Genomic DNA, 13,577 nt, shown 5'->3' with positions numbered 1-13,577 from the left:
AAAGGGGGCCGCGTCAGAACGGCTCCCCTTTTTCTTATACATGCCTTCGATAAGCACATATTCTGTTGTACATTGATTTGTCGGCAAGCTTCAGAAACAGGGTAATGTCGGGGTGGAGATTGGCTTCAATAATCCACACGCGGCCACTTGCGTCAATCCCCATATCCAGTCCGAAGACCTTCTGGCTCGTGTAATAGCGTGCCAATCGTTTCGCAGCGAGGATGGCGATTCTTCGCAGGCGAGCAATGATCGTGGAGGTAGAAGCACCGCGAATCGATGAGTGTTGAATGGCTGAACGGATCGGCAGCACCCGTCCCTTGCTTCTTTTGACATTGGTGATGATATAGCCTCTGCCTGCTACTTTTGCAAGGATTCCGGTAACGGCCCAGGGAGAGCCTGATCTTTTTTGGACCATCACTCTTACATCGAACAAGGCACCATTGACGCGTGCCAGTGAGATACCGCGCTGAATCAGATAAGAGGTCGTTATTTTTCTGCGCAAATACCTGTAAGTCTCCAACTTGCCACGCAACGTGTAGTGTGCAGGTCCACGTTGGACGCGGTAACGGCCCTTGGCTTTCCGTGTGATGAGCATGACGCCAGCACCACCACTTCCTGTTGCTGGTTTGACGATCACCTTTTTGTATTGATCCAGAAATGCATGCAAAGACTGTTTAGAAAAACGAGCTGTCCGGGGTAAGGCCGAGCCAAGCGCAGAACTTGCTCGGAGCAGGTTATGCTTGGTCAGTTTTGATTTGCTCTTTTTGCCCAAGAAGGTCATTCCCCCAATCGAGAATGGAAACGTTGCTATTTTGCTGTCAGTGTATGTCCTATCTGGTTTCCGCGTCTGTGGGAATGACCTCATAAATAGAAAATAGGTAGGGGAGCCTTTGGATTCGCTCTTTACTATGCTTTATTTTTTCGTATACTGAAAAGTAGCATATTCGTTTCATCAGATGAAACGATCGGAACAAAGTAGGAAGCAGGTGTCAAACACTTATGGAAGAAGAACAAAAAGCAAACGTTCGAGCAGTCGATCGGGCTTTGGATATCCTGCTCTGTTTTACGGACGCAACGGATCTGGGCCTGAGCGAGATAGCGAGTCGACTCTCCTTGCATAAAAGTACCGTGCATCGTTTGCTGGCAACGCTGGAGAACAAAGGGTTTCTGATACGAGATGTCCAGACGGAGAAGTATCGACTTGGGTTTCGCGTTTGGGAGTTATCCGCCAATTTGTCGCAAAACGATGATCCAGCGACTTTGCTGCTGCCGGAGATGGAGCGATTGAGGGATTTGGTGGAGGAAACGATTAGTTTGTACGTGCGGGATGGAAACGAGCGGATACGCGTACAGGCAGTCCAAAGCAAGCAGCCGATTCGCAGGGTGGCGCCAATCGGAGCGCGTATGCCACTTGCGGTGGGGGCATCCAGCAAGGTACTCGTTGCTTACGCAGAGCCTTTCATTTTGCAGGAAGTCATCAGCGATCCGAATTGGCCTGACTATGTGAACAAGGAGTCTTTCATTGAGCAATTGGATCAAATCAGGAAGCAAGGCTTCGCAACTAGCGTAGAGGAACGGGAGCTGGGGACAGCAGCCGTAGCCGTCCCGATATTCAACCGCAACGGACAATTGGTAGCGTCAATAGCGGCGTCGGGTCCTTCCAACCGCCTGACTCCTGAAAAAATGAGCCAATATGCTCCTTACATCATGGAAGCAGCCTATCGGATGGGGAAAATGATGAAGTAACGAAGAAGCCAGCACACCGCCATGGAGGTGCTGGTTTTTTGTTACTCGAATAAAAACTTTACTTAAGTTAATTTATGTACTATGATAAACGAAAATGGAAATATGGAAAAAGGAGTACAAGATGGCAGAAGCATTATCACTACGTGAGAAAAAGAAAGCAAAAACCAAATTCGCCCTTCTGGACGCTGCCTTGGAGCTGATAGGAGACGGGAGCTTCCGCAATGTACTTGTGGATGACATTTGCGAACGAGCAGAGGTGTCGAAGGTTACATTCTTTAAATTTTTCCCGCAAAAAGAAGAGCTCTTGATTTATTACATGAGCATATGGCAGGCAGAGTGCTTTGTTGAGTTGCGGAGTACTGACAAGAGAGGTTGGGAAGCTGTTCGGCATATTTTTGCCAAGGTTACGCGTGATAGCGAGAAGCAGCCTGGGGTCATGCTTAGCCTTATCAGCTTTTTAGCCGAGCAAAAAATGCACCCGTGTGTCCCGCTTTTATCTGATGCAGAATTGTACTTGCGCTTCCCCGAGGAAGAGGAGAGAGAAGCCATTAGAGCAACTGATCTGCATCAAATGTTGCAAAAGTGCGTACAAGAAGCAGCCGAGGATGGTCAACTCGCCCTTCACCTGCCGGAGAGGGAAGCCGTTATTCTGTTATTCTCGATATTTTACGGAGCCTATCTGACGGCACATTTGTTTCATGTGTCTGATTATATGGCGTGTTATGAGCTGCACCTCAAATCATTGATAAGGTAGGGGAGTCGGATGGCAAAAGTAGTTCCGGGGCGTTTTACAGCACAAATGGAAGGATCTTTCGTCGTATTTATCATCGGGATGCGAATCAACCGTATGCTTGCGGTTCATAAGTGGATGCCAGTAGCCAACGCCATGGGTGGCATGATGCGAGAGTTGTATCAGCATCCTGAGCTCGGACTTTTGGGGCACACTTCGCATTTTAATCTCCGTGAAATCACCCAAATCCAGTACTGGCGATCCTATGAGCACCTGGAAAATTACGCGAGAAAAAGCCACAATCATCTGAGCGCGTGGAAGAAGTTCAACCAAGCGGTAGGAATGGATGGAACGGTTGGGATTTTTCACGAGACGTATTTGGTCGATGCTGGAAAATACGAATGTCTTTACGGAAATATGCCTGTCTGGGGATTGGCCATGGCAGGAGAGCATCTACCGGCAGTGGGAAAAAGGGAGACGGCACGCCGGCGTTTGGGCGGTGAGAACGAGCCAGCAGTTCCTACCCCTGCACAATAACAGAAGAGACCGGCAGCCACAAAAGAATTGAGTAGCGGTAAGTTTATCCACTAATCCAATGCGCGTCGATACAAAAAAGGTCGCCCCGATTCTGCTGTGGGCGACCTTTTTGCCGTCAAAAGTCAGGCAGATTATCCAAATTGTTTTCCTTGATTCCGTCTGGCTCACTCCGCAGAATGTCTCTCCCATACTTGTGAAATACGTCTACATGAGCCAGCTTGCCAGCCTTTGCGTCGTTGAGTGCAGTGATATAGTCGAGCTCGCGGCCTGTGTCTGTTTTAAAGGCGATCAAGTCTCCATCGTCATTTTTCCTGACGGCGACGATTTGCTCTTTTCCCGTATTAGTCAGTGGGCTGTTGTCTTCATTTTCCTGGATCGCCTGTTGTTCTCCGGCATTTTTGTACGTTTCATAAATTTGTTCAAAGTTTCGTTGATCCATGCATCATTCCTCCTCATCAGTAGGGTGCCTAAAATGGGGGAGAACATGTATTCGTTTTGATTTTCGGTGACTATGCTCGCTGTGAACTTAGAGGAAGCAAGGTCGCTGCAATCCACTTATACGATTCGATTGAATAGCTACTATCCAAACGATTCGCAAAACTCCGAACCCATCCATCCAAATCATCCAAGGAGAGTTCATCACGATTCCAGACAGGTCAGTCTGATCCAGCTCACTGCATTGAGTCAGGTCATCGAGAGCGTCTGCAGCATGAGCGGTAGCATGCGCCCAGCGTTTTTCTTCCACATAGCCTCGCAGGTCTGTTTCTTGCCGGATGTAAGAGAAAAGGATGATTCCGATGCAGGATCAAGATAAGGGGAAGCAATAAAACGACGGAATAAAAAGAGTAGAGGGCAGGTTTTCCGAAACCCGCCCTTTCTCTAAAAAACTGCCTTACTCACTCGGTTGTCAGGCGTAGCAGCCAATCTTTCAAGTCGACGATACGCAAGGTTTTGGGTTTCGTGGTTGTCCCGGTTACCAGCAGGGGAACGAGTGAATCGATCTCGTGCAAGGAACCGTGTGCCGCTCCGCCGATATGGGTGGGAGAGCTTTCGGTAATGAGCTCATGCCCAGGCTGAACAGTAACGACCACATAGCTGCCTTCATGCGAATTCATTGCGCCATAGAGCCTCGCTAGAACGTCCGGGTATTTCCCGTATGTCATCCGGTTGTTCTTGATGGTCATATCCAGCAGACGCGGATCGCCATCGAAGGTCCATGTTTGACCATATGGATCAATATAGGGACCGTTTGGCTGGTAGGAAAACTGTCGGCTGATCTTGCCTGCTGTTACGACAATCTTTTGATCTTCCTTACGCGCAATGATGTCCAGCTTAGCTTCACGCTGCAAGCGTTTTACGATATCCGATAACGGAATACGTGAGTCCAAGGCGTAAATATAAGCCATCCGTTCGTTGGTCGAAATCACGACTTGATCAGTAGGGGTGACAGGCTGACTGATTTTGGCTATACGATAGTCGGTCAATAAGCTGCGCAAGTCAATGGTAGCGGTCTTGCGATCATTCAGAACAGGGGTCTGTCCACTGTCTCCCATGACGATCCACCGCGCTTCTTTGATTGCCTTGTCCCACGAGCCAAATGCATCGAGTACGGTCTGAAGCGCTTTATCCGCTTTTTCAATCCCTTCGATCGTAGCGGGTCCCTTCTTATGTACTTCCATATCATTTTCCGGCAAGTAGGTGATGGTAAGAGGGGGAAGCTTCTTGTTGGCGATGAGATAGGCAGCCTCCTGCGCGGAAAACTCATCGTTCATCCCGTATTTTCGCCAAATGCGCTTTTCACGCTTTTGATTCGGATCAAGCTGGGCAAATGCTGCATACGACATCAATTTTGGTCCGGTCACATTCAGTTCACTTGGCAAACGTGTGCCGAAATCAATGAGACGGGGGATTTGTAAGGTGTGGGGCGTTTTGCCTCGCCATAGAATCGCATTGATGGAAGCGGTATCCTTGCCTTTTTCCGCCAATTCTTCATGGATGGTTTTCGTATGCGGATTGAGCTGGACCAGGTTTAATTGATGAAGGATATCTAACAGCACTTGTGGCTGATCGATCTTTAGCCCTTCTTTGGGACCATACCCGTAATAAATCATCCGCTTTTCCTTGTTGCTGAACCAGGATAATCCCGGTACATGATGCTGATTGGCATACGTCCCTGTAAGAAGGGTGCTGTCGATCGCCACCGACATGGTGGGGAATGAGCTCACAACTTGCGGGTAATAGCGCCCGTTTGCAAGCAAATAGCCCAAAGCTGGAGCGCGGCCTTGCCGGATTGCTTCTTGCAATGGTTTGTCCATTAACGAATCAATGAGAATGAGCAGGACAGGCTTTTGTGATTCGTTTTTCTCAGCCGTGGGTTGAGCCTTAAGGCTATGCTGACGGATTTGGGAAGCTGAGTCTGGCTTGCAGCTGATCACAGTCAGACTCAGCGCCAACAGGAGAAGGGTGGCGTATGTGAATCGCGGCTTCATGTTTCCATTCCTTTTATGCGAATTTGGTTTTCCCTATTTTTCGTTTTCGGGGAAAAATTATTCTCCAAGCCTACCTCATTTACCCTTCCGGCAACAGATGAGAGATCTCTACTACCACCCCTTTTTCCAAAAATAAACGAGGGATGCGATTACTGAGGGTGGCAACGACTTCATAATTGATCGTTCCGAGCATTTCAGCAATCTCATCGACAGTAATCTCGACGTTTCCTTGCTTGCCATAAATCACGACTTCATCGCCTTGCTTTCCACTGCCTTCTCCCAAGCTGACCATCATCTGATCCATCGTCACTCGCCCTGCGATTGGCAACCTTCTGCCTCGATACAGAACAAATCCCCGGTTAGAGAGTGCGCGCGAATATCCGTCGGCATAACCGATTGGAACCGTCCCGATGACCTCTCCGTGCTTTGCTATGTATGTAGCCCCATAACTGATGGTATACGGTGGCGTCAGCATTGTCTTCACATAGGAGAAGCGCGATTTCAAGCTGAGTGCCGGAACGAGCTTCACACGATGGAGTTGGCGGATATAAGCAGATGGATACAGCCCGTACATGCCGATTCCGAGGCGGATCATATCGGCGCTGTATTCGGGAAAAGCAATAGTGGCGGCGGTGTTGCACATGTGTACGGTCGGAAGCTCGAAGCCTTTTTCCTTCAGGTAACGAAGATAATCAACAAATAACTCGTGTTGCGCTTTGGTCAATGTGTGGTCAGGTTCATCTGCAGTGGAAAAATGAGTGAAGATTCCGGTCCATGCAAGGGAAGAGCTTGAAGTTAACGCCTTCACGACTGAAAGCAACGCAGATTTTGTCCGTACGCCGAGACGTCCCATGCCAGTGTCTACATTGATATGGATGTTCAAACGATTGGAGAAAGTGGTTGCTTTGACAATTTTATCGGCTTTTTTGATCCAATCGGCCTGAAAAGCAGACAGCTCAATATTCCAGGCGACCGCCTCTTTGACACGTGAAAGAGGAGTGAATCCCAGCACGAGAATAGGTGCTACAATGCCCGCCTTTCGCAAGACGATGCCTTCTTCCAGGATGGCGACAGCGAGAGAAGTAGCCCCGTACTCGAGGGCATGGCGGGCTACTCCAACAGAACCATGGCCATAGGCATTCGCTTTTACAACTGCCATGATTTTCGTCTGTTCAGGAATATGCCGGCGTATGGCCCGAATGTTTTTCTTAATGGCATCGAGATTGACCTCGATCCAGGTTTCGCGAAACAACTGTTTCATCACGAAAATCCCTCCCTTTTTGTGGGAAACAATTCCCTCTTCCATGCGTATTCACCGTTTCTTCTTCTTAGGCGTGGCCTATCACTATCAGGAAGTGAAAACAAAAAACAGACCAAGTGTAGAGAGGCCTGTTTAACGACAACCATGTTCTGACTGGGAACGTAAAAAGGGCAGACTGCCGAGATACTCGGAGCCTGCCCTTTTCATTGGGTGGGTGCTGATACGAACTTATTTTTTATTCGTTTGCTTACGCGTTTACTGGTTTGCCTTCATCCAGCAACTGACGCAGAACCGTTTGCAGGATACCACCATTGCGGTAGTAGTCTACGTCTACCATGGAATCGAGGCGCACGATTACTTCGAATTCGAAAGTGCTGCCGTCTTTCTTCGTTGCTTCTACTTTTACGCGTTGGCCAGGTTGAACATCATCGGAGAGACCCACAATGCTGAAGGACTCAGTACCGTCGATGCCGAGGGACTTCCAGCTTTGGCCATCAGCGAATTGCAGAGGCAGAACGCCCATACCAACCAGGTTAGCACGGTGGATACGCTCGAAGCTCTCAGCGATAACCGCTTTGATACCCAAGAGGAATGTACCTTTTGCTGCCCAGTCACGGGAAGAACCAGTACCGTACTCTTTACCAGCCAGTACAACGAGTGGAGTACCGTCTGCTTGATACTTCATGGAAGCATCGTAGATGGACATTACTTCGTCAGTTGGCAAGTATTTCGTTACGCCGCCCTCAGTTCCAGGAGCTACTTGGTTGCGGATACGGATGTTCGCAAATGTACCGCGCATCATGACATCGTGGCTACCACGACGAGCACCGTAGGAGTTGAAGTCTTTGCGCTCTACGCCGTTTGCTTGCAGATACAGACCTGCTGGGCTAGTTGGCGAGATGTTACCAGCTGGGGAGATATGGTCAGTTGTCACAGAATCACCGAAGAGTGCGATGGTGTTCGCTGCTTTGATGTCTGCAATTTTAGCGATTTCTCCAGCCAGGTTTTGGAAGAATGGCGGTTCTTGGATGTACGTGGATTTTTCATCCCACTCATACAGGTCGCCAGTTGGAACGTCGATTTTGTTCCAAGCTTCGTTTTGTGTGAACACTTGGCCGTACTCAGCGCGGAACAGAGCCGGATTCATAGCTTTGTCCATAGCAGCTGCGATCTCTTGTGGAGTTGGCCAGATGTCTTTCAAGAATACAGGTTGACCGTCTTTGCCAGTGCCGATTGGCTCTGTAGTCAGGTCGATATTTACAGTACCTGCGAGTGCATAGGCGATAACCAATGGAGGAGAAGCGAGGTAGTTCGCTTTTACCTGTGCATGGATACGGCCTTCGAAGTTACGGTTACCGGAGAGTACTGCTGCAACTGTCAGATCTTCGTCAGCGATAGCTTTGCTGGTTTCCTCTGGCAATGGACCGGAGTTACCGATGCAAGTGGTGCAACCATAACCTACGACGTTGAATCCGATAGCATCCAGAGAATCGATCAGACCAGCGTCTTTCAGGTATTGGGTAACTACGCGAGAACCTGGAGCCAGGGAGCTTTTTACGAAAGGAGGCTTTTTCAGGCCTTTTTCCACAGCTTTTTTCGCCAGGATACCTGCACCCAGCATTACGCTAGGATTTGATGTATTGGTACAGGAAGTGATCGCTGCGATAACAACCGAACCAGTTTTCAGCGTAGCTGTTTCACCGTTTGGATAAGCAACAGGTGCGCTAGCTGCGATTTTCTCTTCGGAGAGACCAAATCCGCCTTTGTCGATCGGCGTCACGAGGCTGTTATTGAAGGATTCCTTCATAGCAGTCAGTTCTACGCGGTCTTGAGGACGTTTTGGACCAGCCAAGCTAGGTACGACAGTGGACAGATCCAGTTCCAATGTTTCGGAGAATACTGGGTCAACAGTCTCGTCAGTACGGAAGAGGCCTTGTGCTTTGGTGTAAGTTTCAACCAAGGAGATCAGGTCTTCTTCACGACCGGTTTGACGCATGTAGTTGAGTGTCTCAGCATCTACTGGGAAAAAGCCCATAGTAGCGCCGTACTCAGGTGCCATGTTCGCTACGGTAGCGCGGTCAGCCAGCGAGATGTTGGACAGGCCTGGTCCGTAGAACTCCACGAATTTACCTACAACGCCTTTTTTACGCAGCATTTGCGTAACAGTCAGAGCGAGGTCGGTTGCAGTCGCACCAGCACTCAGGGTACCAGTCAGTTTGAAACCAACTACTTCTGGCGTTACGAAATACAGAGGTTGTCCGAGCATTCCTGCTTCTGCCTCGATACCACCAACACCCCATCCAAGAACACCAAGACCGTTGATCATAGTGGTGTGGGAGTCAGTACCTACGAGAGAGTCAGGGAAAGCAACCAATTCGCCATCTACTTCGCGAGTAGCGATTACAGTTGCGAGGTACTCCAAGTTTACTTGGTGAACGATACCAGTAGCTGGAGGAACCGCACGGAAGTTGTCAAACGCAGTTTGTGCCCAACGCAGGAAGCGGTAGCGCTCTTGGTTGCGTTCGAATTCCAATTTCATGTTGTTGTCCAGAGCGGACGCGTTACCGAAATCGTCAACCATGACGGAGTGGTCGATAACGAGGTCAACTGGAACCAACGGGTTGATTCGTTTTGGATCTCCACCAGCGCGCTTCATCGCGATGCGCATCGCTGCCAAGTCAACTACAGCCGGTACACCGGTGAAGTCTTGCAGAACGATACGAGCTGGCATGAGAGGTACTTCTTGGTTTTCGTCGCGGCCTTTTGTCCAGGTCGCCAATTGTTGTACGTGTTCTTTGGTGATCGCGCGGCCGTCGAACTGACGAACAGCAGCCTCGAGCAGAACTTTAATGGAGAACGGCAGTTTGGAAACATCGCCCAATCCTTGTTCTTCCAACCCTTGCAGGCGATAGTAAGCAAAAGACTTGTCGCCTACTTGCAGGGAAGACTTTACTTTGTAAGCATCTTTGTTAGCCAATGTATACAACCTCCCTATAATAACTTGGAGTTTCATCTGGTGAAACGTTGTTTCGTTTCTTCATTACGAACCTATTATATACGATTTGTTTCCCGGCTTCTACCCCAAATTCATCATTTATATACAAAAATCATAGGTAAAGAAAATTGGATCAGAAACGTCTTCTTACTTAGAAAGAAGAAAATTGCACGCACTTGAATTATTATCCCGTTTATATTTCGTTTACATTCATGCAGTATCTTATCACTTGCAAGTGAAAATGAGTGGAGGAAAAAGGGGAGAAATGAACGAATGGAACAAACCAACAGCGTAGCGAAATGGGGAAACTGGCGACCTTTCTTTCGATTAATTAGGGACACAAAGCCATCCAAGCTGAAAATCGGTGTCGCGTTGTTCATGAGCATCGCAACTACACTAGTTAGCTTAGTGATACCGTTGTTTACGAAGGATTTGGTGGACAGCTTTTCCCTGTCTACGATCACAACACCACAAATCATTCTAATGATCGTTGCCTTTGTCGCACAAGCCATTGCAGGAGGACTGTCCATCTACTTATTAAATCATGTCGGCGAGAGTGTGGTGGCCTCACTCCGTGAACGACTATGGAAAAAACTGCTCGTCCTGCCGATCTCTTATTATGATAACAACCGGACAGGTGATACGATCAGTCGAATGACAAACGATACCGGCGTTGTGAAAAGCCTGATTACGGAGCACCTGTCCAGCTTTTTCACAGGATTGATCACGATTGTTGGTTCTGTGGTGACCTTGCTCTACCTCGATTGGCAAATGACGTTAACCATGCTCGTTGCTGTGCCGCTGTGCATCGGGATTCTCATGCCGCTTGGCAGTCAGATGTACAAAATTTCAAAAGGATTGCAAGATGAAACCGCCAGCTTTACAACCATTATGAATCAAGTGCTCCAAGAAATGCGGCTCGTCAAATCTTCCAATGCCGAAACCCACGAGTTGGGAATGGGAACAAAGGCAATCGGGAATTTGTTCCGATTCGGGCTGAGAGAAGGAAAAGTCCAAGCCGTCATTGGACCGCTAATGTCCTTTATCCTGATGGTGCTGCTCGTGGTTGTGATCGGCTATGGTGGCATGCGCGTGTCCATGGGAGCATTGACAGCTGGTGAGCTGGTCGCATTTATTTTGTATCTGGTGCAAATTGTCATCCCACTGGGGCAATTCACACAGTTTTTCACCTCGTTACAAAAAGCCATGGGGGCAACCGAAAGAATCATCTCGACACTGAACGCTGAAGAGGAAGATCTTCTGACAGGACGGACGCTTGAAAACGCAGGACTGCCCATCCATTTGAGCCATGTGAGCTTCGCGTATGAGAACGGGGAAACCATTCTCGATGATGTCAGCTTTACGATTGGGGCCGGAAAAGTAAATGCGATTGTCGGACCGAGCGGCAGCGGCAAGACGACGTTGTTTTCCCTGGTTGAAAGATATTACCAGCCACTGACTGGAGAAATCAGGCTAGGCAATGATCCCATCACGGATTTTTCCTTGAAGTCATGGAGAAGTCAAATCGGCTACGTTTCCCAGGAAAGTCCATTGATCGCCGGAACCATCCGAGAGAATATTTGCTACGGGATTTCACGGACGATTACCGACGAGGAGTTGAAGGAAGCGGCAAAGATGGCCTATGCGGATCAATTTATTGAGGAATTGCCGAATGGCTATGAGACAGAAGTAGGGGAGCGAGGCATGAAGCTATCGGGTGGACAACGCCAACGAATCGGCATTGCCCGTGCACTGCTTCGGGACCCGCAAATCTTGATGCTGGATGAAGCGACCTCTAGCTTGGACAGTAATTCCGAGATGATCGTCCAGAAGGCGTTGCAAAATTTGATGAAGGGACGCACCACCCTCGTGATTGCCCATCGCTTGTCTACCGTGGTGGAGGCAGACCAAATCATCTTTTTGGAAAAGGGAAAAATCACAGGTATGGGTACACATGAAGAGCTTTTTCAAACTCATGAGATGTACCGGGAATTGGCTAGTCAGCAATTGCTCGTAAAAGAGAGGGTGTAGAACGTGACCACGATTATGGTAGTTGACGACGATCCGCATATTCGCGAGCTCGTCAGCGTCTTCTTGCGCAATGAAGGCTTTACGATAGTGGAAGCCGTTGACGGACAGGAGGCATTGGACAAATTGGAATCAGTTGCCGCACAACTGGTGATTCTTGACATCATGATGCCGAACATGGACGGCTGGGAGCTGTGTCGAAAGCTTCGTGAGTATTATGATTTTCCCTTGCTCATGCTGACTGCCAAGGGAGAGACATCACAAAAAATCAAAGGCTTTGAGCTGGGGACAGATGATTATTTGGTGAAGCCGTTTGATCCGCAGGAGCTGGTCGTCCGGGTAAAAGCGCTGCTCAAGCGCTACCGGATTGCCGCTTCGCATCAGGTTCAAGCAGGTCAACTGTTACTTGATCGTAAAACATTTGCAGTCACGAGTGGCACGAAAACCTGGACGATCCCACTAAAGGAGTTCGAGCTGTTGTTCAAACTGGCCAGCTATCCCGGGCAGACCATTTCCCGCGAGCAGCTGATCGAACAAATATGGGGCTATGATTTTGAGGGGAATGAGCGTACGGTAGACGTGCACATCAACCGGTTGCGGGAACGTTTTCCGGAAGCGATGTACGGCTTTTTGATCCGGACGGTCCGAGGACTTGGTTATCGTTTGGAGATCGTCGTATGAAAAAGAGAAGTCCAGAACATTCCTATGTTTTGCTGAAAAAAATCGTCAGTGTGGTGGGCTTATGTGTTGTTTTTGCCTTGTGCGGCCTAGGTGCATACGGGATTACGACTCTCTTTTATAGCTATACGGGCTATCATCCCAATAATCTTGTAAAAACGTTGGTCCAATCCGTTTTGAACTGCATCCTGTTTATTGGGGTAGGAATAATTATTTCTTTCTTCACCATGTCAAGGCATCGGGGCAGGTTTCAACCATTGATTGATGCGCTTAGACGGATTGCCATGGGGGATTTTCGGGTCAATCTGGATATCAAGCTGGCGCATGAATGGGGGGAGTTGGTGGACGGCATCAACCATGTGGCGGAACAATTAAATGAAATGGAGAAGCTGCGGCAGGAGTTCATCTCCAATGTTTCCCACGAAATCCAATCGCCTTTGACGTCCATCAGCGGGTTTGCTCGCGCCCTGCATAATGAAAGACTTAGCCAAGAAGAGCGTAAACGCTACTTGGAGATTATCGAGTCGGAAAGCAAGCGACTGTCCAAGATCAGCGACAACCTGCTTAAGCTCACTGCACTAGAGGGCATCCAGCATGATTTGGAGCGGAAGTCATATCGGTTGGACACGCAACTACGCGCACTTATCCTTGCATGCGAGCCCCAATGGGTGGCGAAAGAGATTGAAATGGACATAGACTTGGAAAAAGTCGAAATCGTGGCCGACGAGGATATGCTGAGTCAAGTCTGGACCAACTTGCTTGGGAACAGCATCAAATTTACAGGGGCAGGCGGGAAAATCAGCGTAAAGCTGGAGAAGGTAAACGGAGAAGTACTCGTGAAAATAACCGACACGGGAATCGGGATATCCAAGGAAAATCAGGAGCGCATTTTCGAAAGATTTTTCAAGGCGGACCCATCGCGGAATCGAGCCAATTCGGGCAGTGGTCTGGGGCTGGCGATTGTGAAAAAAATAATGGATTTGCATCATGCCACGATCGTCGTGGATAGTGAAGTAGGGAAAGGTACCACGTTTACGATTACATTTGTTCAAACGGCGTAAAAAAGCTGCCCCTTCGTCCGAGTGACGGTCTGGGACAGCTTATTTTCATTAC

12 protein-coding genes are annotated in these 13,577 nt (G+C 48.8%); 6 read left to right on the top strand and 6 right to left on the bottom strand.

The window, feature by feature from the left end; translation table 11 throughout:
• Window positions 1-34 precede the first annotated feature (34 nt).
• Window positions 35-781, bottom strand: a complete 747-nt coding sequence (locus HP567_RS23595) for a YheC/YheD family protein (protein WP_229088109.1) — start codon at window positions 779-781, stop codon at window positions 35-37.
• A 218-nt stretch (window positions 782-999) separates the two neighbouring features.
• Here HP567_RS23595 and HP567_RS23590 point away from each other — a divergent pair, with 218 nt between their 5' ends.
• From HP567_RS23590 to HP567_RS23580, 3 genes are all read left to right on the top strand, one after another.
• Window positions 1,000-1,746 carry an IclR family transcriptional regulator gene (locus HP567_RS23590; protein WP_047071855.1) on the top strand — a complete coding sequence of 249 codons (747 nt, stop codon included), beginning with the start codon at window positions 1,000-1,002 and terminating at the stop codon, window positions 1,744-1,746.
• 121 nt (window positions 1,747-1,867) lie between these two features.
• Window positions 1,868-2,500 carry a TetR/AcrR family transcriptional regulator gene (locus tag HP567_RS23585; RefSeq protein ID WP_173610977.1) on the top strand — a complete coding sequence of 211 codons (633 nt, stop codon included), beginning with the start codon at window positions 1,868-1,870 and terminating at the stop codon, window positions 2,498-2,500.
• A gap of 9 nt (window positions 2,501-2,509) precedes the next feature.
• Window positions 2,510-3,013, top strand: a complete 504-nt coding sequence (locus HP567_RS23580; RefSeq protein ID WP_173610978.1) for a DUF4188 domain-containing protein — start codon at window positions 2,510-2,512, stop codon at window positions 3,011-3,013.
• Between the two features lie 115 nt (window positions 3,014-3,128).
• On the opposite strand, the gene HP567_RS23575 is transcribed toward HP567_RS23580, so the two are convergent.
• The 5 genes from HP567_RS23575 to acnA form a co-directional block, all read right to left on the bottom strand.
• Window positions 3,129-3,452, bottom strand: coding sequence for a DUF3892 domain-containing protein (locus HP567_RS23575; RefSeq protein WP_173610979.1), 324 nt, complete (start codon window positions 3,450-3,452; stop codon window positions 3,129-3,131).
• Window positions 3,453-3,539: 87 nt separating this feature from the next.
• Window positions 3,540-3,758 carry a DUF2785 domain-containing protein gene (locus tag HP567_RS23570; RefSeq protein ID WP_229088108.1) on the bottom strand — a complete coding sequence of 73 codons (219 nt, stop codon included), beginning with the start codon at window positions 3,756-3,758 and terminating at the stop codon, window positions 3,540-3,542.
• Window positions 3,759-3,909: 151 nt separating this feature from the next.
• Window positions 3,910-5,502, bottom strand: coding sequence for an alkaline phosphatase family protein (locus HP567_RS23565; protein ID WP_173610980.1), 1,593 nt, complete (start codon window positions 5,500-5,502; stop codon window positions 3,910-3,912).
• A gap of 79 nt (window positions 5,503-5,581) precedes the next feature.
• A complete protein-coding gene (gene alr, locus HP567_RS23560; RefSeq protein WP_173611007.1) occupies window positions 5,582-6,763 on the bottom strand; it encodes an alanine racemase in 1,182 nt (393 codons plus the stop codon).
• Window positions 6,764-7,010: 247 nt separating this feature from the next.
• Window positions 7,011-9,740: an aconitate hydratase AcnA gene (gene acnA / locus HP567_RS23555; RefSeq protein WP_173610981.1), complete on the bottom strand. Its 2,730-nt coding sequence runs from the start codon at window positions 9,738-9,740 to the stop codon at window positions 7,011-7,013.
• 291 nt (window positions 9,741-10,031) lie between these two features.
• On the opposite strand from acnA, the gene HP567_RS23550 reads away from it, so the two are divergent.
• The 3 genes from HP567_RS23550 to HP567_RS23540 are packed head-to-tail and all read left to right on the top strand — an operon-like array spanning window position 10,032 to window position 13,525.
• Entirely contained in the window at window positions 10,032-11,789 is a 1,758-nt protein-coding gene (locus tag HP567_RS23550; protein WP_173610982.1) for an ABC transporter ATP-binding protein, read from the top strand.
• A gap of 15 nt (window positions 11,790-11,804) precedes the next feature.
• Entirely contained in the window at window positions 11,805-12,467 is a 663-nt protein-coding gene (locus tag HP567_RS23545; RefSeq protein WP_217367230.1) for a response regulator transcription factor, read from the top strand.
• Window positions 12,464-13,525 carry a sensor histidine kinase gene (locus tag HP567_RS23540; protein WP_173610984.1) on the top strand — a complete coding sequence of 354 codons (1,062 nt, stop codon included), beginning with the start codon at window positions 12,464-12,466 and terminating at the stop codon, window positions 13,523-13,525. Before HP567_RS23545 ends, HP567_RS23540 begins: the two co-directional genes overlap by 4 nt.
• Window positions 13,526-13,577: the final 52 nt, after the last annotated feature.

Origin of the sequence: Brevibacillus sp. M2.1A, assembly GCF_013284355.2 — a bacterium.
In the GTDB taxonomy this organism is placed as follows: Bacteria; Bacillota; Bacilli; order Brevibacillales; family Brevibacillaceae; genus Brevibacillus.
This window is presented reverse-complemented; position numbering and strand designations above follow the sequence as displayed.